General features: G+C 39.7%; 26 protein-coding genes. 20 read left to right on the top strand and 6 right to left on the bottom strand.

The window, feature by feature from the left end:
• The 5 genes from BSCG_RS15755 (at window position 1) to BSCG_RS15775 (ending at window position 8,074) form a co-directional block, all read left to right on the top strand.
• The gene (locus BSCG_RS15755) at window positions 1–5,478 is read left to right on the top strand and encodes a hypothetical protein (RefSeq protein ID WP_008775832.1); all 5,478 of its coding nucleotides are present in this window, start codon (window positions 1–3) and stop codon (window positions 5,476–5,478) included.
• The gene (locus tag BSCG_RS15760; protein ID WP_007854278.1) at window positions 5,475–5,987 is read left to right on the top strand and encodes a hypothetical protein; all 513 of its coding nucleotides are present in this window, start codon (window positions 5,475–5,477) and stop codon (window positions 5,985–5,987) included. The genes BSCG_RS15755 and BSCG_RS15760 overlap by 4 nt, the downstream gene beginning before the upstream one ends.
• Before the next feature lie 596 nt (window positions 5,988–6,583).
• On the top strand, window positions 6,584–6,898 hold the full coding sequence (locus BSCG_RS15765) for a Rha family transcriptional regulator (RefSeq protein WP_004326767.1): 315 nt from the start codon (window positions 6,584–6,586) through the stop codon (window positions 6,896–6,898).
• Between the two features lie 9 nt (window positions 6,899–6,907).
• The gene (locus tag BSCG_RS15770) at window positions 6,908–7,633 is read left to right on the top strand and encodes a KilA-N domain-containing protein (protein WP_004326766.1); all 726 of its coding nucleotides are present in this window, start codon (window positions 6,908–6,910) and stop codon (window positions 7,631–7,633) included.
• A 9-nt stretch (window positions 7,634–7,642) separates the two neighbouring features.
• Window positions 7,643–8,074, top strand: a complete 432-nt coding sequence (locus tag BSCG_RS15775; RefSeq protein ID WP_004326765.1) for a hypothetical protein — start codon at window positions 7,643–7,645, stop codon at window positions 8,072–8,074.
• Window positions 8,075–8,187: 113 nt separating this feature from the next.
• Here BSCG_RS15775 and BSCG_RS15780 read toward each other — a convergent pair whose 3' ends face one another.
• Window positions 8,188–8,769 carry a hypothetical protein gene (locus BSCG_RS15780; protein ID WP_005794395.1) on the bottom strand — a complete coding sequence of 194 codons (582 nt, stop codon included), beginning with the start codon at window positions 8,767–8,769 and terminating at the stop codon, window positions 8,188–8,190.
• A 470-nt stretch (window positions 8,770–9,239) separates the two neighbouring features.
• Between BSCG_RS15780 and BSCG_RS15790 the strand changes: the two genes are divergently transcribed.
• The 15 genes from BSCG_RS15790 (at window position 9,240) to BSCG_RS15855 (ending at window position 22,520) form a co-directional block, all read left to right on the top strand.
• Window positions 9,240–9,752, top strand: coding sequence for a hypothetical protein (locus tag BSCG_RS15790; protein ID WP_024987266.1), 513 nt, complete (start codon window positions 9,240–9,242; stop codon window positions 9,750–9,752).
• A 4-nt stretch (window positions 9,753–9,756) separates the two neighbouring features.
• Window positions 9,757–12,627 (top strand): hypothetical protein, encoded by a 2,871-nt coding sequence (locus BSCG_RS15795; protein WP_005794390.1) that lies wholly within the window; start codon window positions 9,757–9,759, stop codon window positions 12,625–12,627.
• On the top strand, window positions 12,624–13,829 hold the full coding sequence (locus BSCG_RS15800; RefSeq protein ID WP_008775828.1) for a hypothetical protein: 1,206 nt from the start codon (window positions 12,624–12,626) through the stop codon (window positions 13,827–13,829). The genes BSCG_RS15795 and BSCG_RS15800 overlap by 4 nt, the downstream gene beginning before the upstream one ends.
• A 1-nt stretch (window position 13,830) precedes the next feature.
• Complete coding sequence (locus BSCG_RS15805; RefSeq protein WP_005794383.1) at window positions 13,831–14,064, top strand: hypothetical protein; 234 nt, start codon at window positions 13,831–13,833, stop codon at window positions 14,062–14,064.
• Window positions 14,048–15,070 (top strand): hypothetical protein, encoded by a 1,023-nt coding sequence (locus BSCG_RS15810; RefSeq protein ID WP_008775827.1) that lies wholly within the window; start codon window positions 14,048–14,050, stop codon window positions 15,068–15,070. Before BSCG_RS15805 ends, BSCG_RS15810 begins: the two co-directional genes overlap by 17 nt.
• 20 nt (window positions 15,071–15,090) lie before the next feature.
• A complete protein-coding gene (locus tag BSCG_RS15815; RefSeq protein ID WP_008775826.1) occupies window positions 15,091–16,410 on the top strand; it encodes a hypothetical protein in 1,320 nt (439 codons plus the stop codon).
• 516 nt (window positions 16,411–16,926) lie between these two features.
• Window positions 16,927–17,742, top strand: coding sequence for a hypothetical protein (locus BSCG_RS15820; RefSeq protein ID WP_005794376.1), 816 nt, complete (start codon window positions 16,927–16,929; stop codon window positions 17,740–17,742).
• 245 nt (window positions 17,743–17,987) lie between these two features.
• On the top strand, window positions 17,988–18,470 hold the full coding sequence (locus BSCG_RS0127455; protein ID WP_224205385.1) for a hypothetical protein: 483 nt from the start codon (window positions 17,988–17,990) through the stop codon (window positions 18,468–18,470).
• Between the two features lie 21 nt (window positions 18,471–18,491).
• The gene (locus BSCG_RS15825; protein ID WP_005794372.1) at window positions 18,492–18,887 is read left to right on the top strand and encodes a hypothetical protein; all 396 of its coding nucleotides are present in this window, start codon (window positions 18,492–18,494) and stop codon (window positions 18,885–18,887) included.
• Window positions 18,888–18,893: 6 nt separating this feature from the next.
• Window positions 18,894–20,069 (top strand): hypothetical protein, encoded by a 1,176-nt coding sequence (locus BSCG_RS15830; protein WP_004326739.1) that lies wholly within the window; start codon window positions 18,894–18,896, stop codon window positions 20,067–20,069.
• 2 nt (window positions 20,070–20,071) lie between these two features.
• Window positions 20,072–20,335, top strand: a complete 264-nt coding sequence (locus BSCG_RS15835; RefSeq protein ID WP_004326738.1) for a hypothetical protein — start codon at window positions 20,072–20,074, stop codon at window positions 20,333–20,335.
• Between the two features lie 27 nt (window positions 20,336–20,362).
• On the top strand, window positions 20,363–20,830 hold the full coding sequence (locus tag BSCG_RS15840; RefSeq protein WP_005794369.1) for a hypothetical protein: 468 nt from the start codon (window positions 20,363–20,365) through the stop codon (window positions 20,828–20,830).
• On the top strand, window positions 20,808–21,224 hold the full coding sequence (locus BSCG_RS15845; protein WP_005794367.1) for a hypothetical protein: 417 nt from the start codon (window positions 20,808–20,810) through the stop codon (window positions 21,222–21,224). Before BSCG_RS15840 ends, BSCG_RS15845 begins: the two co-directional genes overlap by 23 nt.
• Before the next feature lie 28 nt (window positions 21,225–21,252).
• Window positions 21,253–21,960: a hypothetical protein gene (locus BSCG_RS15850; RefSeq protein WP_005794365.1), complete on the top strand. Its 708-nt coding sequence runs from the start codon at window positions 21,253–21,255 to the stop codon at window positions 21,958–21,960.
• The gene (locus BSCG_RS15855) at window positions 21,957–22,520 is read left to right on the top strand and encodes a DUF6549 family protein (protein WP_005794364.1); all 564 of its coding nucleotides are present in this window, start codon (window positions 21,957–21,959) and stop codon (window positions 22,518–22,520) included. Before BSCG_RS15850 ends, BSCG_RS15855 begins: the two co-directional genes overlap by 4 nt.
• A gap of 41 nt (window positions 22,521–22,561) precedes the next feature.
• Here BSCG_RS15855 and BSCG_RS15860 read toward each other — a convergent pair whose 3' ends face one another.
• The 5 genes from BSCG_RS15860 to BSCG_RS15875 all read right to left on the bottom strand — a co-directional run bounded on the left by BSCG_RS15860 (window position 22,562) and on the right by BSCG_RS15875 (window position 24,584).
• The gene (locus BSCG_RS15860; RefSeq protein ID WP_004326735.1) at window positions 22,562–22,963 is read right to left on the bottom strand and encodes a DUF3127 domain-containing protein; all 402 of its coding nucleotides are present in this window, start codon (window positions 22,961–22,963) and stop codon (window positions 22,562–22,564) included.
• 7 nt (window positions 22,964–22,970) lie between these two features.
• The gene (locus tag BSCG_RS29940) at window positions 22,971–23,147 is read right to left on the bottom strand and encodes a hypothetical protein (RefSeq protein ID WP_008775820.1); all 177 of its coding nucleotides are present in this window, start codon (window positions 23,145–23,147) and stop codon (window positions 22,971–22,973) included.
• Between the two features lie 2 nt (window positions 23,148–23,149).
• Window positions 23,150–23,815 carry a hypothetical protein gene (locus BSCG_RS15865; protein ID WP_004326734.1) on the bottom strand — a complete coding sequence of 222 codons (666 nt, stop codon included), beginning with the start codon at window positions 23,813–23,815 and terminating at the stop codon, window positions 23,150–23,152.
• A 90-nt stretch (window positions 23,816–23,905) separates the two neighbouring features.
• Window positions 23,906–24,199 carry a MazG nucleotide pyrophosphohydrolase domain-containing protein gene (locus tag BSCG_RS15870; protein WP_004326733.1) on the bottom strand — a complete coding sequence of 98 codons (294 nt, stop codon included), beginning with the start codon at window positions 24,197–24,199 and terminating at the stop codon, window positions 23,906–23,908.
• Window positions 24,183–24,584, bottom strand: coding sequence for a hypothetical protein (locus BSCG_RS15875; RefSeq protein WP_008775819.1), 402 nt, complete (start codon window positions 24,582–24,584; stop codon window positions 24,183–24,185). Before BSCG_RS15875 ends, BSCG_RS15870 begins: the two co-directional genes overlap by 17 nt.
• Window position 24,585 lies beyond the last annotated feature (1 nt).

Raw genomic sequence — 24,585 nt, 5'->3', positions numbered from 1 at the left:
ATGGCTGATCTCGGTAATTTATATTTTGATATACTGTTCCGTGATAAGACAGCGGAACAACGTAAAAAATTGAAAGCGGAAATCACCAAAGACTTGCAGGCAAAACTTGATGTGGGTTTTGACAAGAAGAAGTTGGTTGGTGATATGAAGACTTTGCTTCAAAGTGAGAAGTTTAAGATCAATGTGGTAGTGGATAAGGCCAGTACCACACAAGCTGTTCGTGCCGCCTTGCAAGCCGCCGGTTTGAATACAAACTTTACAGCAAGTGATTTACGCGCCGCCAAAGCCGCAGCCATTCAAACCAAAGCGGAGGCTTCTGCCGCAGCCGCACGTGAGCTTGCGCGACAAAGAGCCGCACGTGCCGCCAAAGCGGAACTGGATTTGGCTAATGCCCGTGAGAGATCAGCCAATGCAGCAAGACGGCACATGACAGCTACTCTCAATATGAATGGAGCAATGAACAGTCAGTTGAGTATTGTCGGACAACTAAGAAATGAATTTTTAGGATTATACTCCATTTATGCGGCACAAAATTTTTTACGTGCGGTGGTTGATATTGGTGGTGAATTGGAGAATCAGAAAATTGCAATGGCCTCTATCCTGCAAGATGAAGGCAAAGCTACGACCATATTCAATCAGATTAAGAAACTGGCTGTTGCTTCTCCGTTCGGGGTTATGGACTTGAATCAGTATGCCAAACAACTTTCCGCGTATTCTATACCATACAATGAATTGTATGATACCATGAAAAGGCTGGCTGATATATCAGCTGGTGTAGGTGTTGATATGGGACGTATCATATTGGCCTACGGTCAGATAAAGGCTGCTAAATTCTTGAAAGGAACGGAATTACGACAATTAACGGAAGCGAACATTCCTATGGTGGATAAACTGGCCGAGCGATTCAGCAAGTTGGAAGGCCGCATTGTCAGTGCCGGTGAAGTGCTTGATATGATCTCGAAAAAGAAGGTTACGTTTGAGGATGTAAAAGATGTTCTTTGGGAACTTACGGATGATGGTGGCATGTTTAATAATATGCAGGAAGTTCTTTCAGAATCAGTTAAGTCCAAATGGAAGAACTTGGCTGATGCGATTGACATTATGCTTGGTGATATTGCGGAGTCAACGGGTAGTACATTGAAATGGACTGCCGAAAGCCTTACCACCCTTGCACAAAATTGGAAAGAAGTTGTACCGGCTATCGAAGCTGCCGTTGGAGCCTTTGGAGTATATAAGGTAGCTACATTTGGCGCAAACCGCTTGATTGGGAATGAAAGTGCGGCTCTTATAAAAAGTACGCTTGCTGCCAAGCAAAAGGCAGCAGCCAATCTTGTTGTCGCATCCAGTTATCGTACACTTACTAATGCGGAAAAAGGACTTATAGCTTCAAGTAATACTATGACAACCGCAGATTGGAAAGCGTTGGCAAGTAGTGGAGCTTTAACTAAGGAGTATGCCTTGCGGTTAATGGCACTTGGAAAATTGAAATCAGGACAAGCCGGTCATATTGTGCAGGTACTTGGTATATCTCGTGCTGAAATGTCGGCTGCACTTTCAACAAGTAAATGGCGTGTAGCCATGATCTCATTGGGTTATGGTATAAAACAAGTAGGAGTTGCATTAAAAGGTTTGCTTTTTAATCCATACATGCTTTTGTTTACTGGGCTTACTGCCATTGCTGAATTATGGTATAAGTCCGGGCAAAAGGCTGACGAAATGAACGAGCGTATTTCCGAGTTGACAACAAGAGCACAAGACGGTTTCAAGAACCTAACGAAAGAAGCTCAAAAATTTGCTGATGTTGATCCTTTTAAGGCGAATGATGCCTCACTGATTGCTTCCATTGAAGAAATGAAAACAGCATTAAAGGATTATTCCCCGGTTTGGGCAGATACTTTTAATGAAACGTTTAAGACTGATGATGAAGGAAATACAGTTAAAAGCCTTGCGGAACAATATATATTGCTTCGGAATGCTTTGGATGATACAAAAGAGGCTTATAGATTGTTGAATGCCATAAGAGGTACATCTGAATATGCGAATGATGCTACTGATGGTTATTTTGACGAAAGCTTTAGTGAAAATATTGAAGACTACATCAAGACAGAGAAGCAGATAGACAAGATTATAGACCGTATGGCTGGTAGCTATATAGAGTATTATACTGCCATGCAGAAAGTTATAGCCAAGTATGATGATTTTGCTAAAGTCGCTTCGGGCAAATCATTGAAAGAGCAGTTGGATATAATCAAAGAATATCCCAAGGCATTAGCCAGTTTGAATAATGAGTTACCTTTCACGGGAGGATATAGGGATGATATTTTTCAGCTGCGGAAGGCATGGAAAAACTCTAAACGTGTTTTTGAGGAAGAAGTATCACCGGATATGCAGAGTTTCATATCTGAATATAAGTCACGATTACAAGCTGCCGGATGGAATTTAGACAATTTGAGTGACGCTCAAAAAATAGCTATCGGTTTGGATATAAGTTCTTTCTTGGATCAATTTAAAGAGATGCCGGTAGATATACGGAATTTTCTTAATGGTGAGATTCTTGAAAAACAATTCAATATTAAGACTAATGCTGAATATACGGAAACTATTCAGAGCTTGTCAGATTTGCAGAAAAAGTTCAATGAAGCCACAGATGGGCAATTTGAAGCCCAAATAAAGGTTTCCACAGATTCAGAGAAAATCATTGAAGGAATACAAAAAGGATACAAGGAAGCTAAAGAGACAACAAATCAATTGAAGCCGGTATTGATTAAAGCCGGAATAGATTTGTCAGGTATTGGAGCTATTGACTTGTCAAAACTTCCCGACTGGCAGAAGCAAATTGTATCAGATTATAAAAAGGCTTTCGACACAATGCAAGCCGGTGAGAAAGGAGCTAAAGAAATCGGTTTTTCTCTCACTGATCCAAATAAGGATAAGAGCAAAAAGGATGCCTTTGCCGAAAGATTGAAAGAACGGGTAAACTTACTAAAGGAGGCATATTCTGAATATAAGAAGTGGACTGACATTGTTGGAAAGGGAGAAGCTGCCAGCAAGGTTAAAGAATCGGGTATTTTTGATTCCTTATTTAAAGGTAAAGAACCGGTGAATATTGTAAATTATCGGGATGAATTGAATAAGATTCTTAACCAGCTTGACGATAAGACCAAAGAGCGTAGGGAATTGAAAGTTTCTATACGGAAAGTGCTTTTGGATATTGATGCCAACGCTATGAAAGAAGCTTCGGATAAGGCCACAAAGGAACTTGAAAGGTACGTGTCTGATGTTTCAAAGAAATGGGATATATACAAGCAGCTTATCAATGCCGGTGCAAGTAAGAAGGATGCTTCAACTTATGCTTTTGGTTTTTTGACTGATTATGAGAATGAAGCGCAATATTTAATAGATACAGTACAAAAGAAACTCAAAGAAAAGGCTGTTGATCTTCCATTCACTTTGAGTGACGATGAAGCAGAAAGTATATTAGGAGGTAAAGACAGCCCATTATATAAGCAATTTTTTAAGGTGTGGAAGGATGCTAAAGAGGCATTTGAGAAAGATAAGGTAAGTATTGCACTTGATGATACAAAGGTTATTGCCAATGCAAGATCAACGATAGAAAAGATACGAATATTAAGTGAACAGTACGCATCAAAGACTGGATTAAGTGTCGGAAAAAATGGGGAGTTGGTTGGTGATACGTCAGGTCTAAACAATGTTCAGAAGGCTTATCTTGATGAATATAATAAGAAGCTGATTGAATTAAAATCGACCTTATTACAATTGTTACCTGAATGGGAGAAAATATTTGGAGATAAAGAGCAACGTTCATTCTCTGATTTGAAAGAGGCTGAACGTATCGCAAGGGAAATCAAGAATAATGCAAAGGTTTCCTATGATAGCGATGGAAAGCCCAATGGATTTACTTCTTTTTTTACGAAAGATGATGGTAGTATTGAAAATGTTAAGGGTGCTTATTCTTTGTTGGATAAATTGATAAAAGCCATCCCCCAGTTGCAAGATGCACAGTTGGCTGTAAATCCATTCAAAACCTTAGCGAAGAATGTAAAAGAACTTTTTACTTCTGAAAAAGACAGCGACAAACTGGAAAAGAAAATCGGACGGTTGGGAGAAAGTGCCGCTGAAAGTGCTGATCTTGTCGGCAATTTTGCAGGACAGATGTCTTCCATGTTCGATGCTTTGGGCAATGAGGGTATGGCCGACACGATGGGTAATGTGCAGGATGCCATGTCTTCTATAAGCAATATCGGGCAGGGATTCGCCAAAGGTGGAATCGTTGGTGGTATTGCTGCCGCTGCTGGTGAAGCTGTAAATTGGATTGGGAAGATAGCACAAGCGCATGATAAGAAACTCGATAAGGCTATTGAAAAGAGTAAACTTCGTGCTCAACAGTTGCAATATATATACGAACAAATTGACGGTATTCTTGAACGTTTTTTGGGCAGTGGCACGGAACTAAAACTTGTAGATGCAGAAAATGACCGTACCCGGTTGAATCAATTAAATAATCAGATTGGTGCAATACGCAATAAGGGAAAGATCAACATCTTCGATTTGATGTCTTTGCAGAAATATAAGCAGGAAGCGGAAAAACTTCAAAAACGTGTTTCGGCATACGATGAAGGTGGTGCATACGGGTATCAACGTGCCTTGATGCAAGAACAACTTTCAGAATTGGAGAAACAACGGCAAGCCGAAATTGACAAGAAGAAGACGGATGATAGCAAGGTGGCTGATTATGAGAATCAGATTGCGGAGATGAAACAGCAAATAAAGGATTTTGCCGAAGAAACGGCTGAATCTCTTTATGGCATTAATTTGAAAGACTGGGCTTCACAGCTGGGAGATGCCTTGTATGAGGCATGGCAGAAAGGCGAGGATGGTGCCGAAGCTTTCAAAAATAAGGTTGCCGACATTATGGGTGATGTTATGAACTCCATTCTCAAAATAAGTATTTTGGAACCGGCCATGCAACAGCTTCAAAAGATGCTTTTTGGTGAGGATGGAATGAGTGGTTATTTCGGCAAGGATTTCTCTCTTGACGAAAAGGAGTTGGAAAGTATTGCGGACTATCTAATGGGGGTAAGTGAGAAAACCGATGATTACTATTCCATGCTTGACAAACTGAATAACTATATGGAAAAGAAATATGGTATCAGTATGAAGGAAGAGGAAGAAGACAGTGGAAGTGGTTTATCTAAAGGCATACAGAATGTTACTGAAAATACCGCTAACCTTTTGGCTTCTTATATAAATGCAATCCGGGCTGACGTGAGTGTTAAACGGGAGTATGTGCGCAGATTGGTTGAAGAATTGTTCCCGGCCTATAATGTAATAGCACAAGCGCAATTACAACAACTGACAATGATACAGATAAATACAGCAAAGAATGTGGAATTTGTGGAAGAAATCAGAGATATACTGCATAGGAATATAAACGGTGTAAACAAATTTAATGTATGATTATGAACAGATTAAATAGTGAATTGAGAGGCCATGCCGTATCGTATGGCCTCTGCACACAATGGCAAGGTGACTGGCAAAATAATAAAAGCCAGCAAGAATTGATCGGAATGTATATACGGGGTATTGATTTTTGTATTGAACACGATTATCCGACAGTGGAATATATAAAAGGTAATTTTGACCGGAGTCTGCTTCATCAAAACCTTATTTTTGTTGATGAACCAGTGACCGGAGGCAACAATGGTGTATATGTACTGAACGGTAAATGTTCAGGCAAACTTTCTTTCGGTAAATTTACAGCCGCTACTCTCCATTTGCGCCATGATAGTGAATTGACTCTTGAAGTGGAAGATTGCGCCAAAGTTTTTGTGAGTGTATATGATCGGGCTAAACTACATGTAAGGCAAAGCGATGTGGCTAAAGTTTATGTATATGTTCATGGTGGAAACTGTAAAATAGAATCCGAAGGCAATGTTATGGTAAGATATAAAAAGAATAGGGACTAACACGTTTTCTGCAATATATTTATTTACAGTATTTTATATTTCTAAATTATTTGAACGGTATCATAAATTGCAACCAACATCTTGTCACAATACGGTAGATACGTGCATTATTTATATTATGTCTAAATTTTAGAGTAAATATAACTGTTTTTATTTACCGATTCTTACCGTTTGTTACTGATGTTTACCGAATTTATTTTTCTGATTTTTAGTCTGTTGTATGGTGAAAATATCGTTTTTATATTTGTGTCGGAAACAATGCTGTTAGGTTCATTTCGTGGTTGTCATGAACTGGAGTAAAATATTATAGGGCATTCTCTTTGAGGCAGGCAACCACATTAGGCTTCATCGGGATTTGCCCTTTCTCTTTATTATTATGTCAAGTGTGACTATTATATTAAGGAGGGTTCAGTAGGTACGAGTAATGGCGTATTGGGGTTCGATTCCCTGCCTACTACAAGATCGGACAAAATAATTCCCCAAAAGCGGAGATGTCCGAGCCGCTGATGGGGAAAACATTAACTTTATAGTGCAAAGATATGGAAAATTTTAATCAGTTAATACCTATTGATGAGGGAAAAGGTAAAAAAAGAACAATGACCTCCTTACAGATTGCGGAAATTACGGGCAAAACTCATTCAAATGTAATGCGAGATATTCGCAATATCCTTGAACAACTGGAAGAAAAACATAAATTCAATTTTGAATTGATGTTCAAAATCACAAAGTTAGGGAATAACGCAGAAAGAAAAGACCCTTATTATCTTCTCACTAAAAAAGACTGCTTGCTTCTCGCAAGTGGTTATGATGCAAACTTACGAGCCAAAATTATTAATCGTTGGGAAGAACTTGAAGAAAACAAGCGTGAACTTTCCCGTAAAAGGGAGAAATCTTTGTTAAGTAAAATCTAAATTTATAATATGAAAACAAATCAAGAAATGGTGCGATACATTGATAGTTTTTCTGTGGTTCAGCGCACGAGTGATGGTTATTTTGACGGAACTGAATTGCTTCGGCAGTGGAATAATGTAGAAGGGAATCCGAGAAGGCAAATGAGTAAATTCTTAGAATCTGATAATACATCAGAGTTTTTGAAAGCTCTTGCAGAGGATGAAAGCCATAGAGCAAAAATGCTCATTGGTGAAAATCAACTACTTATAAAAGTTAAGGGTAGAAATACGAAAGAAGGCAAAACACCCGATAAAGTTTGGATGAATCCGCTTCTGTTTATCAAATTTGCTATGTGGATAAATCCGGCTTTTGAAGTCAAAGTATTACGGTTTGTGTACGATGAAATGATTCGCTATCGAAACGATGCCGGGGATGCTTACAAAGAACTTGGCTCTGCCGTTCAGAAGATAGTTCCTAAAGAGTTTATGCCGAAAGCAATGCAAAAGGTTGGGGAAGCATTGAATTGGGTTGTGTTTAACTCACATGAGAAAATGCTTCGCAACAAGCAGGGTGATGAAAGCAAACAACGCGAACTGTGGCAGCTTGAAAAGAAGGTGGCTGATTTAATCAACGAGGGATTCATTACCAACTTCGATAATTTAATATCATACCTTAGAAAACAATATTCAAAAAGGAACTATCCTGCCGTGTTCCAATTACAGCAAGAAAATACAAATTTTATCCACTATAAATAATAAATCAATATGGAATTAGTAGAATTTATGAGCAACAAAGAATGCGTTGTAGAAACATTCAAAGTAAATGGTCTTATTGCAAAAGACAATACGGTAACAGAGAAAGGTTTAATGGCTATACAGTTCTATTTAGATATGATAGAGCAAAAGAAGCCAGAATTAGAAAATTGTCAAACGGCTTATATGTCATGTAGTGAGGTGGAGGAATGGGAAAAGAAAAACGCTGCGGCTTCGGTAAGTTTTGACAGCGGAGGGGTAGTCGAGTTTCTCCCGATAGAAATGTTCTCAAAAGATGCTAAAATAGAAAAGGGAGGTGGCATAAAAGGTATGCTTATTTCAATGTGCGATTGCGCATGTGAAGATGAAATATCCGAAATAGTATCTTCAAATGATGAAATTCGTAAATTGAGAGATGCGCTTAACAAATATCTCGAAAGCTGAATACTTTTGGCTAAGAGTGGCAAAATGCACAAAATAAAATTGGGCTGACTTTGGAGCCAGCCTAATTATAATTTATACGCGAAAACATTAGCCAGATTATGTTAGCTCAATATTTAATGGTAGTCAGCGTTAAAAGACGTACTAATATCTTTATATTTAGAATATAATTTGATTTTATAAATATTATATGTTCCACGACCATTAAGTATAGACTTATCTACGCTTTTATTTGCGGATTTAAATATAAAATAATAATTACCATAAGGGATTGTAGTTTTATATTTTCCCGTATTGTCAATCGTACAACTATATTTTACTTTATTTGATTTGAGAATATCAACCAAACATATAGCTAATTCACCTTCTCTCCTAATTTGTTCTTCAGCGGAAATGTAAAAGTCATATTCTTTTAATTTGGCTATTGCTTGTTCTTGCCCAACAAGTTCTTTCCATTTGATGTATTGTAACAAAGATTCATACCCCATTTGTATAGAGTCATTTTTTAATTCAATATCTTGTTTGAAATATTTACATGGTATAATATATAATTTTGCACCAATATCGGCTTTCGTACCTGAACCATTGTCGTAAGTTACAAGCCCATTTACAGATGAATAACTAATCTGTTTGTTCTGCGAATAGGAAGTAAAACACATAATAGTATAAAGCAAAAAGAATAATATATTTTTTTTCATTTCTTATGTAATTTATTTAATAAATATTTTATGTCATTCTTGAATCTTTTTATATTAAAACGATTTTCGGGAAAATCGACATAGAAGAAAAATAGCAATGTTGAAAATGGTAGTATGACTACATAAAATATAATCCAATGCCACCCAGTAACACTAAAGCAGATCAGAAGAATCACTACTATCCAAACTAAAACTCCTAACATATAATAACCTCTTTTATAATTAAATACAAAAGTATTAATAAATAAAATTATGACAAATGATATTTTTTATGTTTTTCAACATACACGTGGAAGCAAGTTAGGGTTGAGTATAATAATCTACTAAAAAATGCTTTTATGGTATTATTTTCTATGATTATATAGAAAATACAATTATATTTGCGTTGAAATAAGATTAAAATATAAGGCCATAGAGCTTGTTGTGGAGACTAAATATCTCTGCGGCAAGCTCTTTTTTAATATGTGGATATGAACGAACCGTATTCTATTTTGATGCAGAAAACTACCGAGAATGCTCCGGTCAAAGACAGCTTGGTGCATTTTGGAATTGTGTGCACTGAATTTCCGTTCAAGCCGGGTGGGGAAACGAAAGATTTACCCAAACGGGATTGGTCGGATGAAGACGGTGAAGATACTTACATACCCGACAAGCTACCATTAAAAGCATACGACTTGGAGGCCGAGATGTGCTATAAGGGGGATTTGGGTACTGCATACGATAAAATTATGGCCTTTCAAAACTATCTTACGGGAGAGAATGGTGACGGTGCCACTTTGAAAATATATAACTCGCACACGGGTATCGGGCGACAAGGACTTTACTTGCTGGAGGTTGGAGATTTTGAATTTAACAAGTCCAATATGGATGAAGTCTTGACCTTCCCGGTAAAATTTAGAGTAACTGATCCTCGAACTCAAATAATCCCCTCGTATAGTGTTGCGGAACCGACAAAGATAGTTGCATTGGTTGAAAAAGTATAGCTGTATGGCATGGAAGGTTTATGATAAAACTGGCAATACGGTACGTTGTACGCTGAAAAGTTTGGAGTATAATGGTACATGGATGGGTGCATGTTTTGTGACAAGCACTCTGAAAAGTGCCGTGCCCATTCTTTTTGAGATAGGTGACTATGTTATGTACCGTGGCGAGAAGTTTGAGATAAACTATGATCCTACGGCATTAAAAAAGGCGGCAAGAAAAACTTCGGGAGAAGCGTTTGTTTATGATAACATAAAGTTTAACTGGCCGGGAGATGAATTGACGCGATGTGATTTTCTTGATTATGTGAAAAGTGATAATCAGATACACTTCACTTCTTTGCCAAAGTTCAGTTTCTTCGCTTCGTCTATACAAGATTTGGCAGACCGTGTTCAAGTAAATCTTGACCGTATATATACCGGAGCACAAAAATGGACGGTTGTCGTACACCCTGAATATGTGAGCACTACCAATGTAAACATTGATGTGAACAATATAAAGGTATGGGGCGCATTGGAGTTGCTCAATTCAAAATTTGGTGCGAACTTTGTTATTCGTGGCCGAACAATAACAATCGGTACTGCCGGTATTGCTGTGGGCAATATTTTCAAGTATGGACGTGGAAACGGTTTGTACGAAATTCAACGTACAGCCGATGCGGATCAACAGATTATTACGCGATTGCGTGCATACGGTAGTACAAGAAATATGCCTAACCGGTATTATAATAAGCTCTCAAACAGTTCTCTTACCAATTATTTGCCGAATAACATGGCCGTGGAAAATCTGATGTTACCTGATTTTCCTAAGACAACGCTTGATCCATATATTGACAGCAAGAATATTGCTGTGCTTGGCATTCGGGAAGGGAGTGTTTATTTTGACGGTACCGGTGATTTGGAAGAAATATGTCCTTCAATGGAAGGTATGACCGCCGAACAGTTGAAAGATGCAGGTATTTATGTATCGTTGGATGCCGGGGATAATGGCAATCTTGACGAAGTGGCTGATGCCGAACAACTGACAGATGATGGTACAATGGATAGCCTGAAAGAAGGTGAAGATGTCCCACCTTTTACAATAACGCTAAAAGATGTTGGTTTCAATATAAACGATTACCTAACTTCTGAAACAGCCACCATTAGCATGAAAAACGGCATGTGTGGTGGCCGGGATTTTGAAATAACCAAATGTGAGAAGAAGGGCAATAAATATGTGCTGACTTGTAACCGTGTATATGATGAAAGTCTGAAATTATATTTCCCATACAAGGATTACAATATAAAGTCCGGTGACAAGTTTGTCCTGCTTTATATTGATATGCCGGACGTTTATATTCAGGCCGCTTCACAACGGTTGCTTGCTACCGCGAAAAAATATCTTGCAAAGAATGACTATGTGCGCTATTCGTATGAACCGAAGGTGGATGATATTTTCATGGCACGCCAACATGATGAGGCTGTTGCAAGGGGGGAAGCAAGCATACATGATACTTTGAAAGAAGGGGACTTGATGCTATTCACTGATAGCGATCTTGGTATTGAAGGCAGCATCATTATTGATACCCTTATTATCAAAGAGGGAGAAAATATGATACCGAAGTACACTATGACACTTCGGGAGGAAAAGGCTGTTGGATCGCTTGAAAAAATCCAAAATCAGATAGACTCTATTGCAGGTGGTGGGCAGGGAACCGGTGGCTTGAATACCCAACAGATACAGTCTATCATCCGTTCACTGGGCAATCAGCTTTTTCTTTCGCGCACCCACAATGATACGGCAGCTGGGCTTATCGGCTTCTTAGCCGGTGCTATCTTTGGTGCAAGCGGTTTTGCAGAGGGTTTGACCGGCTTTGGGGCGAAAATAGACAGCATGGGACGTGGGTATATGGAAAGCCTCACGTTACGCAGGTTTTTAGAGGTGCCGGAATTGCGTTTTAACCGTGCTGAAATTGTGCTTGGTGACAAATGGCGTTCTCCCGGTGCTGGAATTATAGAGAGTGTTGAGCCTGATTATGATGCTGATGGTAACTTGCTACGTTCCGGGACAATAAGTTTGAAATTACAAGACGGTGAAATAGGTGCTGTGGCTGTGGATGATATTTGCATGGGGTATTTCCATGACTATGAAACGCCGGGGAATAATGCGGTATCTGATATAGATGATAGCCGTGGCAACCGTATGTTTGCCGGTTTCTGTACAATCTATTTTCGTATTACAGAAATATTGGATGCCGGAACAAACAAAAGGTTTCGCTATGTGCTTCGTGGTGTTTCTGATCGTTGGCAATATTCTTTCCATCCGTGTGAGGCTTTGCATTTTGTCGCTTATGGCAACTTTACAAACAAGGAACGCCAGACTTCCGCTTATGAGACGAGGACATACCGCCGTTTCTTGGTAGGGGTAAATGACTGGGAGTTTACAAAGAGTATGGTTGCAATGCAGGATGGGGATTTGAGCAATCTCAACATCTTCGGGTTGGATATGACCGGTTATTCCGCTTATCTGAATAACATTTATATGACCGGCACAATCGAACAGTTACAGATAGATGCACCAGTACGCATTGAGATTGATACGCAAGGTGACAATTTTCTTGCTTATGGTGAATCAATGGAAATTACTTGCAAGGTCTTTAAAGGTTGGGAGGATATTACAGACACAGTTAGACAATGGGCTATCCGAAGGGATAGTGGAGATACCGCCGATGATGAAGCTTGGAATATCAAGCATAAAGATTTCAACGGTTCAATAACGATACATAACACAAAGGAAATTAGTGATTTAGGAAATAATTCAGTAACAGTGGTAAGTACCTTGTTTACCATAACGGCAACAAATGATACTGCATCAGTAGAAGCAATTGTGACGATATGATAGAGAGTGAAAAGAAAAGAATCAGAAAAGAGTTTCAACCGCTTACGATTGCAGTAAGCTTGAAGATAATGACACCGAACAGTCCGGCCAATCAGGTCTATAATCCGGTGGCAAATGAATATGATCCTGACCGTGGGGGTACTCCGCTGGTGATTTTACCGGAAGTCATAGCGAATGCCGCTGACGGTAGCTGGGATATGCCTTATGTTAATTCTTTGTTGGCAGAAATGAACTGGTTTGCTAATGGAGAGAATATTTCTGCAATCAGTTCATGGAATGGGAAGTACAGTATAGATACGGTTGGAGATACACGCGGTGCCATTACCATAAGCAGAAATGTGGCTCCGGGTGAAAGTTTTGAGTTGTATTTTGAAGGTCTGATAGCTGATACCCGGCTTGGGGTGAATATTCCCGTTAAGACTGACTCTATCATGTTGACAACGGTAGATAAGAGTGAAGATACCTACGGTTTGTCTATTGGGGATAGTCAGATAATCCAGTACAATCCATTTCTTGACAAGCTTTTGTTGTATGATTACAAGGTAGCCAACAATTTGATTTCCGCATCTACGGCCAATAGGAATGCAGCTTTGGATGAAAATTCATACGAGCGCACCATTCCACTTATGGTAACAAAGGGAGTGAATAAAATAACTACCGGATATACAATTGAACTTTATCAGGTGAACAGCATATCAAGTCAAACAATGCTGACTACCGCAAACCATGAAATAGTGGCTTTGTCCTTAACCAGCCTGACAATGGACTTGCGTTTGGTCGAGAAGGGGGATTACTTGCTGTTGGTGAAGGTTGGTGGAAAGGAGGTTGCAAGACAGCAATTCTCCGTCAATCGTGTTTATCCAAAATTTACGTGCATACCGGCAAGTCAGGCTTCCATCAATCCTGATGAAATCCTGCATAGGAATATAGCTATGGTACAGTGGAATGGCGAAATTGTGCCGATACCGGCACCGATTATCCGCATGGTATGGTTTACGGACAGTGCAAATAAGACCGGGGTACAATGGCAGGAAGGGGAAAAAACTGTGATAATGTTGGATGGAACCGGTATTGGTGAAACTTATCTTGACGATTGGTTGGACGTGTACATTAAGGCCGAGCAAAAAAAGGCTTTCTCTGTATTGACTGATGGGACAAATGAATATACGGACAGTAACGGGAACATATATATAAATAATTGATATGAGGTATGTTGTAGCAAATAAGGAAAAGGCTTTGGATGCCGGGGTTCTGTTGTTGGGGCACTTGGTAAAGGGAGAATCCATCATCTTGAATGAAAAGGAGGTAATGTGCCTGCCTTCTCTTGATGGAGAACTGGAAGATAGAATACTGTTGTTGGACGGTATTGTTTATACTAATACAAGCATGAATCAAATTATATCAGAAGGAGGTTGGGAATATGGCAGAAAATTATAGTGCCCAAAATAGCATCACGATTAAACGTCTTCGTTCCAATGACAGCCTGATGCTGACTTTTGAAAATAATGGCATTCCATTGTTTCAGGCCGTAGATGAAGAAAGTGGGGCTGTCTCTCCTGATTGGAGTATAGCTGCGAATCAGCCGGTACGGACACCCAAAGTAACTTCGGCACGTGGGTTGGCGGTCAGTTTGTCAGGCCATAGTTGGGCTTATAATGGAGTGGCTTTAAATTTTAACGGTGCGGAAAGTGGAGGTTGGAAAAAAGACAGTACGGGCAAATTCTCTTTGAATGCCAGTACCGGTGCCATTAAAATTGTCGGAAACTTGGCAAGCAAAACGAATATTGCAGGAGATACATTGACTTATTCATGTGTCGCTTCTACGGCAGGTGTTGAGTATAATTTGACTGGGGAACTGCCTATTGCCATTCAGAACATGGGAGCCAGTTCTTATTATCTTGCTATTCTTGCAAGTACCGAGCAGCTAACAAGTAAAGTAACAAGTTGTACTCTGACTACAAAACTGTATGCCGGTGCTAATGCTATTACCGATTACTATATAAAATGGTATAAGGACACGGCGGTTTGGACTGATAAGAACGGACAAAAGAGCATAACTGTTACCCGTGGTGATGTGGATGGTACTCAATTGTTCATAGCGGAAGTTTATCAGTCTTCAAGTGCTTCACAGCCGATAGCACGTGCTGGGGTACGCATTGTTGACACAGCAGATGAATTTCAGATTGTGTGTTATATAACTTCTTCTAACAAAGAGGTTGATACCGGACAGCCCGTTACTGTAAGTGCCAAGATTGTAAATATGACTACTGGATCAACTTATACTCCTACTTCCGCATCGTGGACTATGGATGTGATGGATAAGGAAAACTGGAAGAGTTTGAAACATTCTACAACAAATTCTATATCTGTAACAACAACGGAAACTGACAGAAACGGGACTCAATATGATGTTGATGTTTTGGCAGAATGTCATTTTAATTAACATAAAAACAAAATAATATTATGGCAACTAAAGGATTAGGAAATGAAACATTGGTGACCTCCATTCTGCGTTCCAATACAGTATTGGTGGAAGTTGGTGGTAGTGTCAGACGCATTACCGTGGAAAACTTCATGAATGCTATTAATAATGGTGACGAACAAATGTTGAGGCAGGTGGCTTGGGGGATTCCAATCAAACAATCAACCCAAAGTAGCACGAACTATGGTGTGATAGGTAATACAGCCGCATGGACAGAATACAAGTTGTATTGTGGCCGTTATCTCGTAACGAATGATGGAAGGGCTGCTAAAATGTCCCCTACCAATAGTGCGGTGTTTGCTGATGGTACTGCGGTGGATGAAACCAAAGGGCATGTGATGTGGATAGGGCCACGTTTGTATTATCGTGTACAGACTGACAGTGTAAGTGGTGTACCAGTCTTATGGCTCTCGATGCTACCTATTGGCGGTGAGTTTATTGGTGGGGCAAATGGTGGAATGTATAACTGTATCGGTGCATACAAAGGCTCCATGTCAGGTAGCGCACTTGTTTCACGTTCAGGAGTTGCACCGGCAGGCAGCAAGACAATCAACGCATTTTGGAATGCTGCACAAGTGAACGGTAAGGAATGGGGACTGACCGATTACGATCAGAGAAAGCTTATTATGATGTTGGGGCTGTCCCAGTACGGAGATACCAATATTCAAGCCAAACTTGGTTATGGTGTGGGTGGTAGCTCCAGTAAAGACTTGTGGGCTGCTGCGGCAGCATTGCAAACTGGCGCAACAAAGAGTCTCGGTGACAATTGGGGCAAAATAGCTATTTCTGTGGTGAATGGAAGTAATACTGGAGTGGATTGTTCACGGGTGAACATGATGGGTATAGAAGATCCTTATGGGTGGCAGTGGGAATTTCTGCAAGGAGTATTTTGCGGTAGTTCCAACAATAGTGCTCAAAGTGGAACGGAAATTTTCATTTACAAAGGAAACCGTTTACCGACTACTGCTGAATTAGCTGCGCATCCAAATGGTGAATACAGACAAGCTACCCGTCAGACAGCTTCCGGTCAAGTGCAGGAAATAATTCTTGGGGAGCATTTTGATATTTTCCCGAAAAAGATTGGTGGAAACAGCACTTCTTATTGGGCTGATTATTCATGGGCAAACACTACTGGGCAGCTGGTTCTTTGGGGCGGTAATGCGTATACCGGTGCGACTTGCGGCCTCGCTTCTGCGACCTCGAATCACGATTGGTCGTTCTCGTCTGCGTATATCGGCTCTCGCCTTGCGTATTTTGGGAATTTAACATTTGTTAGCGGTGCATCTTTGATGGCTGCATAATAGATTTTGAAATATTAGTTCTTTGAATTTCAATTAATTAAAACCCGTCCACCTTCTCGTTTTACGGCAACGGATAACGGGACGAAAGCCGAAAGGCGTGGACGGTTGGCAGAGGGGAACAAGAGCTGGTTCTTTGGGGCGGTAATGCGAATAACGGTGCGAATTGCGGCCTCGCTTATGCGAACTCGAATAACGATTGGTCGAACTCGAATGCGAATATCGGCTCTCGCCATACTTATTTATCGTAGAGTAATCTGCGAGTTCTCCGAGCCATGACCTTGCAGGATTTATATCGTTGCAACGTAGTAATCAATTGGTTACGATGTCAGAAAATCAAGAATGCGGAAAGGTTGCCCAATTTGCGAAAGGCAACAAGCGGTGTTAGTAGGTTGGTTCTCGAAAGCTCCGGGCGAATTATTCAAGCAAGTAAAAACAGCTTGCAGTTATCGGAATAATTAAAATAGTCTGAACAAGACAAAATTGGAAGTATGGTGTAAATTTTAAAACAAAGCAGCAGTGAATATTGGAAGAAGTGATATTGATTGGAAGAGTCTATCGCATAATGAAATTGATAGAATTATAGCGGAAAGGATAGAGGCTGACAATAAACGGATAGAAGCAAACGGTGGAAAGAAATCTAAAAGAGCCGGGTATATTCTTGAACGTATAGCAGAGATAAATAATTTACGTGAAGCGGACAAAGAAGCACAAGATGGGAAGGTTAAGAAAAACCGCTTTATCAGGCGGCATAATCTACACCCGGAAGAAGACCTCCGAGCTTTGCAGTTGATGATCCTGACATTGGATTTTCCGGCACCGGATTATAGCGTAATGAGAGTAAAAAGTGATGCAGGAAAGGTTCGAGATATTGTCAAACAGAAATATTTCCCGTGGCGTATATTGCACCATGCAATTATGAGGGTGATTGAAGAAGATGTTTATAGAAATTTGATTTATGATACAAGTGCGTGTATCAAGGGAAAGGGATTACATTTTGGAGTAAGGAGAATGAAACGTTTTCTTCACCGGTACCCGGAATACAAATGGTTCGTAAAGACTGATTTCAAAAAGTTCTATCAAAGTATTCTTCATGAGCTTATTGTTGCTGCATTGAGAAGGAAATTCAAAGATGAACGATTTATTAAATTGATCGAGATAGCTGTTTTATCGTATGACAGCGGAACAGAGTTAGTTGACGTATTGGAGAATGAAGTTGAACGGAAGAAGAGGTGTTCCGATTGGAGCATTTACAAGCCAACCTATCGGGAATTTTGCGGCAAGCCGGATAGATCATACAATGAAGGAGAAATATCGTGTCAAATGCCTGCATAGATATTGCGATGATAATGTTATGCTGGCTCGTTCTAAGGCCGAAGCGTTGTTTCTTATTCGTGCGTATGAACGGGAAAGTGCAAAAGTTGGGTTGGTAGTTAAAGCAAACAGTTGTATTGCTCCGATAGGAACAGAAACAAAAAATGGGAACAAAAAGCATAGAAAGCGAAAACGTAGTAAGAGGAAGAAGGATTAACTTTTTGGGCTATTGCTTCACGAAAGATAATGTTCGGATGCGTAAAAATATGAAAAAGAACTTTGCCCGAAAGGTGAAACGAATAAAAAGCCGGAAACGTAACCGCGAGATACGAGCTTCATACTGGGGCTGGTGTAAGTGGGGAGATTGTAAGAATTTATGGAGAACAATAACAAATAATGATATGAGTTTTGCAGATAAAGGTATCAAACAGAGTGGTAGAACAAAGGACGGAAAGAAGTTCTTCGATGTAAAAGAGACAAGATTGATGGATATTCTCAATGTCCCTATAACAGTGGTGGACTTTGAAACGAATGTGAAGACAAAGCAAGGTGAAGGTAGATATTGTGTTCTTTTTGAACAGAACGGACAACGTAGCAAATTCATAACGAACTGTTACAATCTGAAAGATGTGTTGGATCAGGCTCGCGAAGCGGAGAATAACGGTCAGAAGATTTTTCCAGTGGAAAATGTGATTGTCAAGCGGCGTTCGTTAGGTGACGGGAAGAGTGCTTATTATTTTGAAGAATAATTATAAAAATGGAGGTAATTTATGAAAAGTTATGGAACTCTTGTAGGAGAACTGCCGACTGGTATTGAATTTGTAGTTGAAGGTGCGTTGCTACGCATTTACTTCGACTTTGAGAGAAGAGAAGCTGTTCAAAAGGCCGGTTCGGAAGATGTGGTGGTTGAAGACCAGTATGTCTGTGAAAACGTGGATGTTGAAGGGGAACATGATTATGACAGTATTGTAAGTGCCATTATCATGGAACGTTATGATGCGAATAAACGTGATGCCATTTTCGCCAACTTGGAAATGGCACGTGATATGGCTTCGGAACTTGACGAAGGTAAGCGTGCCGAATATCTGAAAGAATACACTGATTATCAGAGTTATCGTATCAAGGCTAAGGAGATCGCAAAAGAAGTATTAGCAAAATTGAAGTAATCCGGTATGGAGGCGCAAGGGCATATATTAATACGAAGAAAGGCCAAAAATGGAATTGACGGTACTAATGGGGAACCGGGGAAAAACGGGCTGCAAGGCTGTATTCTCCGGCAATCCGAATGGGCTAAAGGCATAGAGTATCGCAATGACGAGGCTTTGACTTCCGGTACCCGGTACTTGGATATTGCAATTGTGACTACCGGTGCTAATACGTTTAATGCGTATAAATGTCTGAAAACTCATACGTCCAGTGATTCCATTCCGGTGACAAATACAACTTATTGGCAGAAGTTTAATTCTTTGGTGCCAGTGTACACTCCGCTTATCATGGCTCAAAATGCTATTCTACGGTTCATGCAGGGTAATCAGCTTTTGATAATGAAGGGCGATAATAAAACGGTTGCAGCAGGTCTTGTTGGTGGTGACTATCCGTTATGGGTTGGAGCTACAACACCGACTGATGCGCCATATAAGGTGAGTATAGCAGGGAAACTCTATGCGGCTGGTGCGGTTATTTCAGGTGACAGCACTTTTGAAGGTACATTGAAAGGTGTATCAGGCTCTTTTACAAGGTTGAATTGCGTGAATGCTGCTGGTGATGCGGTTGGAGGAATCAGCTTTGGAAGTGATGGAAGAATGTGGTTTGATGGTGATATGTATCATCAAGGTACTAAGGATAACCGGTCATTACGTTTCTACACTTCTGACTTATGGTGTAGAGGCGTGTTTGGCGCAAGGGAAAGAAGCATTATGGTAGTTTACGGCTCCTATGCCTATGTGTACACAAAAGGTGCTGATAAAACCGGTACTTATATACCTTTGACTTCCGGGACTTCCTCTGCTAACGAAACTTATTATACAGTTCCTTGCTATTCGCCAAGATACGATTATAACGGTGAAACTTCGGGTTTTCCAGTTGATACGGTTATATTTAGAATAACATCGAATGTAACCTACCGTTATCTTTTGAGTCTTGCCGTCACCCAAAGGATATTCGTGGTTAATGCAAATGACAATTATAATAATGTTCAGATATATGCGAATGGAACAAAGCAAACATTGAATGGCGGTTCCATGCACCATTGTATGCAGTTGGTGGATTTTATGTATCCGTCACCGAACTCTGACTGGTTGGGAAGAGGACTGATGTTCGGTGCTTCAAATGATAATGATTGGAAGTGATTATGAAAAGGATAAATTTTGAAAGAATTGAGATATTTGTTGATATTGATAAGACGAGATGTTCCGTTGAGAACTACAAGAAGGATTTTGCCAATATCATTTATCAACTTGGCAGGGGAATAGAGGCTCATGCCCTCGCATTTAAAATATTCAACTCCAATGGAGAAATTGAGTATAACGATGAAGAGTGTAATATGATTAAGGAATACGCAAGTTTATGTTCCCCAGCCTTTATTGATGCTATCAACAAATTACTATTGGAATAAAAATAATAAACGCAAACACAAAAGGATATGAACGACATTATTGAAACATTCATTCACGACCATTTGTTTTTACATTTGGTTTTGATAGCGGTAAGTATGACAGCTATCATAATCGCAATGGGGATAGATTTTATTTCGGGGATTCAGAAGGCCAAACAGCGTGGGGAACTTCGTACCTCGAAGAAGTACAAAATGACAGCGACAAAAGCGAAGAAATATTTTAATCCGTTTCTGACACTGGTTATGATTGACCTTATATGTTGCATCGTCATTCCATTTCCAGTATTCGCTATGTTATGGGCGGTTTATTGCGTTTTCTGTGAGTTCAAATCGGTACGTGAGAAATCATGGGAAAAGGCCGAGCTTCGGAAAGCGGAAAAGACCATGAGTATAATCATTGAGAATAAGGACGATATAGCACGACTGGCCGCACAAATATTGTTTGAAACACAAAAAGAAAAGGAGGATAAAAATGACACGGGGACTACGGAATAATAATCCGTTAAATATACGGAGAAATAATACGAAATGGCAGGGGTTGTCTGCAACACAGACAGATAAAAGTTTCTTTCAGTTTAAAACTATGGCATACGGTTATCGTGCTGCTTTTAAAACTCTTCAAACTTATATTCTTAATAAGTATGATACTGACAAAGACGGCACGGCCAATGAACTTGAAGATGTTATTATGCGATGGGCACCGCCATGTGAGAACAATACTGAAGTGTATATTGCCACAGTCGAAAAGCGTTCAGGCATATCTCGTCATACAATTCTGAACAGAAACAACCGGGAACAACTTATTGCGGTGGTGGCTGCAATGAGTTATGTTGAGAATGGTGTTCCTGCAAACATGGATGAGGTAAGGAAAGGTTGGGAGTTGATATAGGAAACAAACATATAAACACATAGAAGATATGGCAAACTTGAATTTTACTCTTAAAGAAGAGGATTGGTACGAAAGCCAACCTATACAGTTATCTACTGGGAAATTTGCTATTAGCATCAATTTTGGAGATGCAGCAAACAACAGAGTTGTTGTGTACAAAAGTTCTAATGGAAAGGATTATGTACCTTACAAAACAGCACTTGGGGTTGGAGAGTTCTGTGATATGAATGTCGACGGGTTGATAGCCGGACAATATGTTATGGTAGGATGTAATGAACTTCCTATTTCATCTTCATTTTTGGAAAGTTCTGATGGTAGCAGCAGTGCGAGCAAATCGGATATTTTAGCAGAAAGCGGACGTGCTCAACTGGCAGAGTCCCAACTGGAACAGTCCATAAATGCGGTGAAGACCGCTTTGGATGAATTGGTTGGTACTGTTGATGCGACTACGGCCATTGACACCTTCAATGAAATTGAAACCTTCCTTGCAGGAGTAACCAATGAAAAAACTCTGACTGGAATGTTGGCTGTTACTGATGGAAAGGCCGTGACCGCACAAACAACGGCTGATGCTGCAAAAAGTACAGCTCAAACAGCTCTTAGCAAAGCCACTGCCAATGAAACAAAACTTAATACAATACCTGAAATGCCGGAGAATGACGGTAAGATATATGGTTTCTGTAATGGTGCATGGGTAGTTATTGCGGAAGTTGGTAAAAATGTATATACAGATTGATTATGAGATTGAAGATAGGTATAGGAGTAATCTTTGTGTTACTCCTTGCGGCAACCTTTTTGATGTACCGGTTGTGGCAGGAAGAGAAGAAGGAAAGTGCCCGACTTTCAGATAATATGAAAAGTCTCTGTACTGGGCTTGAAGAATATAAGATTAGGGATAGTCTAAATGTGGTTGAAAACCATGTTTTACGGCTTAACATAGAAGAATTGAAAGAGCTGCGGAGTGCGGATGCAAAACTAATAAAAGAATTGAATCTGCGTCCAAAAGAAGTCGAATATATCACAACCACAAAAGTTGTCACTAAAGACAGTATTGTATTTGTTCTGAAAGACAGCTGTTTCAATTATTCAGATAAATGGGTGGATTTTTATGCAAATATTCCTGACAGCACATTTACTTATGAAGTGAGAGACAGTCTTTCAAGTGCGATAAGCCGGATATATAAACACAGGTTCCTATGGTGGAGATGGGGGACAAAGGGGTATAAACAAACGATAGTCAATCATAACCCACGAAGCAAAATCGTTTATAATGAAATTGTAAAGGTGGAACATTAATTAATAAGAAGGGAGCCGAAATGCTCCCTTCTCCTTTTTCTTTAGAAAGGCAAATCGTCTTTTTGTTCCCCAAAATCCACTGGCGGTTGAGGTATGGCAGTTTGTACGGGTGCCGCGGTGGATGATGCCCCCTGATAATAAGTTTGGGGCTGTTGCGCTGCGGTAGGCTGTCCTGGATTACGGAGTGTTGCTTTCCAGCAAGTAATGGAGTTAAACCATTTTCCTTGCCATTCATTCGCATTAATATCTATTTCAATATCAACGTCTTGCCCGACTGCTAATCCAAAATTCTGAATATTGCTATTCATTACTGAAAAAGCGACTTTTTTAGGGTATTGGCCGGGAATTTCCAAAACGAAATCTTGTCTTTGCCAGTTGTTACCATTTTTTGAGACACCCGATTGTATCGGTTGTGCCACAATAATTTTTCCTTCTAATTTCATTGTTCGCTTATAAATAGTTAAACACTATATGCCCGGCCTTTTCAAGTTTACGGGCATAATCTAACATTCTTTCTTTAGTGCTGAAACTTTCATCATTCCACCAAATGCCAAATCTTTTAATCTGACACTGATAGCGTTTGTCTCCTAATAGATTCTCGGATATTCCTATACGATATTTTGCCATTTTTATTCATCATCCCCAGCCGGATTTAACTTGTCTGACTCATTGATTGCGCGGCTGATAATATCACAATCAGTAAGTTTTCGTTGTATGATAGCCATCCCCCTTTTGCAATTATCACTTTGATTGAGGTCACAATACCCTCCCTTATATAAAATATCAGAAAGTTCGTCCAATACTTTAAGTGTGTCAGTGAGCCGGAGATATGTTATTCCGGTTACTTCTTTGTTGTATGGACGGACTTCTTCTATCCGTTTGTCAAGGGATAGACAAGCAAGCTCTGCCATACATCTTGTAAGTTCTACTTTGGCAAGTAAGGCACTGTTTTCAATCCGGCATTTGTCAAATTCCAGTTTAATGGAGTATTCCATTTTAAGCAGATCAGGTTGTACTTCATCTGCAATATACTGGTTAGCATCAGCCATGAAAAAAGCCCGGTGTCCAGCTATTTTATTGATTTTCTTTTCATATTGAAGCATCAACTGTTCCAGTTTATTTCCTTGCTGCTTTACGCGGAAACGACAAAGCCTTGATTTACGTAATTCACTTAACATTTCTACAATTAAGGAACAAACTATGTCATTGGTGAACAATATGTTATATATTGCTGCCAGTGTGATATTTTCAGCTTTTAACTTCTTGTCTTTTATATCACCTATTTTTCTTTCCATAAGTTCATGAAATCTTTATAGACACATGGTAGTGCAAAGATAAGGACAAACGTCTCAACAATCAACTTTATTAATTGTCCGGTTCCTATATCAATCCATTCTGTTTTTATTATAATTCATTTTGGCTTCAATGAGTGAATCAATGTCACATTTGAAATGATGTAGTGTACTTAGGGCAACAATGATTACATCTGCCAGTTCTTCTTCTACATCTAAATACTCTTTAATATGTGGAGATTTCTCACCCGTACACTCAAAGACTTCGGCAACTTCTTCAAGCAGATCGCGGTGAAGATTGTTGTTGCTATCATTGTCGGGATCAATCTTTCCACGTCTTACGGCACATTCATAAGCTTTCTGCGCGATCTCATTTAATTTTCCCATTATCAATATGTTTTATCCAGTTATTATCTTTCTCCAAAAACCATAGCCAGCCATTTTGGGGCTTGATTTTTCGTTTTATATACCGGCGAACTGTGGCATAATTCAGATTTAGCTTTTGGGCGGCTTGGGTTATTGAATCGAATCTATACCATTTGCCTTCGGGAGTGATTGCGATACACGCAAAGGCATGGGCGTTTCCATTAGACCAATATCTATGTCCTTTCAAAGCCTCGCTGTGTCTTTTTCTTATTTCAACAGCTCTCTCTTTGCCATAGTATTCTTCATAGGTTTTTCCTCTTAATCCGTGGTGATAGCCTTTATTGAAAACATTATGTCCGTTGACAACCCGTGTGACCGGTATTTCAGGGTCTAATCTTAATTCCATA

This window comes from Bacteroides sp. 2_2_4 (assembly GCF_000157055.1).
GTDB classification, from domain to species: domain Bacteria; phylum Bacteroidota; class Bacteroidia; order Bacteroidales; family Bacteroidaceae; genus Bacteroides; species Bacteroides ovatus.
The sequence above is the reverse complement of the archived record's forward strand: the minus strand, read 5'-3'. Positions and strand labels throughout refer to the sequence as shown.

Bases quoted from the DNA above. Each gene is read 5' to 3' on its own strand.
- BSCG_RS15760 (WP_007854278.1), top strand. From the start codon at position 5,475: ATGATTATGAACAGATTAAATAGTGAATTGAGAGGCCATGCCGTATCG.
- BSCG_RS15795 (WP_005794390.1), top strand. From the start codon at position 9,757: ATGGCATGGAAGGTTTATGATAAAACTGGCAATACGGTACGTTGTACG.
- BSCG_RS15870 (WP_004326733.1), bottom strand. From the start codon at position 24,199: ATGGGAAAATTAAATGAGATCGCGCAGAAAGCTTATGAATGTGCCGTA.
- BSCG_RS15805 (WP_005794383.1), top strand. From the start codon at position 13,831: ATGAGGTATGTTGTAGCAAATAAGGAAAAGGCTTTGGATGCCGGGGTT.
- BSCG_RS15830 (WP_004326739.1), top strand. From the start codon at position 18,894: ATGGAGGCGCAAGGGCATATATTAATACGAAGAAAGGCCAAAAATGGA.
- BSCG_RS15775 (WP_004326765.1), top strand. From the start codon at position 7,643: ATGGAATTAGTAGAATTTATGAGCAACAAAGAATGCGTTGTAGAAACA.
- BSCG_RS15755 (WP_008775832.1), top strand. From the start codon at position 1: ATGGCTGATCTCGGTAATTTATATTTTGATATACTGTTCCGTGATAAG.
- BSCG_RS15835 (WP_004326738.1), top strand. From the start codon at position 20,072: ATGAAAAGGATAAATTTTGAAAGAATTGAGATATTTGTTGATATTGAT.
- BSCG_RS15850 (WP_005794365.1), top strand. From the start codon at position 21,253: ATGGCAAACTTGAATTTTACTCTTAAAGAAGAGGATTGGTACGAAAGC.
- BSCG_RS15780 (WP_005794395.1), bottom strand. From the start codon at position 8,769: ATGAAAAAAAATATATTATTCTTTTTGCTTTATACTATTATGTGTTTT.
- BSCG_RS15875 (WP_008775819.1), bottom strand. From the start codon at position 24,584: ATGGAATTAAGATTAGACCCTGAAATACCGGTCACACGGGTTGTCAAC.
- BSCG_RS15770 (WP_004326766.1), top strand. From the start codon at position 6,908: ATGAAAACAAATCAAGAAATGGTGCGATACATTGATAGTTTTTCTGTG.
- BSCG_RS15790 (WP_024987266.1), top strand. From the start codon at position 9,240: ATGAACGAACCGTATTCTATTTTGATGCAGAAAACTACCGAGAATGCT.
- BSCG_RS15765 (WP_004326767.1), top strand. From the start codon at position 6,584: ATGACCTCCTTACAGATTGCGGAAATTACGGGCAAAACTCATTCAAAT.
- BSCG_RS15865 (WP_004326734.1), bottom strand. From the start codon at position 23,815: ATGGAAAGAAAAATAGGTGATATAAAAGACAAGAAGTTAAAAGCTGAA.
- BSCG_RS0127455 (WP_224205385.1), top strand. From the start codon at position 17,988: ATGAAAAAGAACTTTGCCCGAAAGGTGAAACGAATAAAAAGCCGGAAA.
- BSCG_RS15840 (WP_005794369.1), top strand. From the start codon at position 20,363: ATGAACGACATTATTGAAACATTCATTCACGACCATTTGTTTTTACAT.
- BSCG_RS29940 (WP_008775820.1), bottom strand. From the start codon at position 23,147: ATGGCAAAATATCGTATAGGAATATCCGAGAATCTATTAGGAGACAAA.
- BSCG_RS15845 (WP_005794367.1), top strand. From the start codon at position 20,808: ATGACACGGGGACTACGGAATAATAATCCGTTAAATATACGGAGAAAT.
- BSCG_RS15800 (WP_008775828.1), top strand. From the start codon at position 12,624: ATGATAGAGAGTGAAAAGAAAAGAATCAGAAAAGAGTTTCAACCGCTT.
- BSCG_RS15810 (WP_008775827.1), top strand. From the start codon at position 14,048: ATGGCAGAAAATTATAGTGCCCAAAATAGCATCACGATTAAACGTCTT.
- BSCG_RS15825 (WP_005794372.1), top strand. From the start codon at position 18,492: ATGAAAAGTTATGGAACTCTTGTAGGAGAACTGCCGACTGGTATTGAA.
- BSCG_RS15815 (WP_008775826.1), top strand. From the start codon at position 15,091: ATGGCAACTAAAGGATTAGGAAATGAAACATTGGTGACCTCCATTCTG.
- BSCG_RS15860 (WP_004326735.1), bottom strand. From the start codon at position 22,963: ATGAAATTAGAAGGAAAAATTATTGTGGCACAACCGATACAATCGGGT.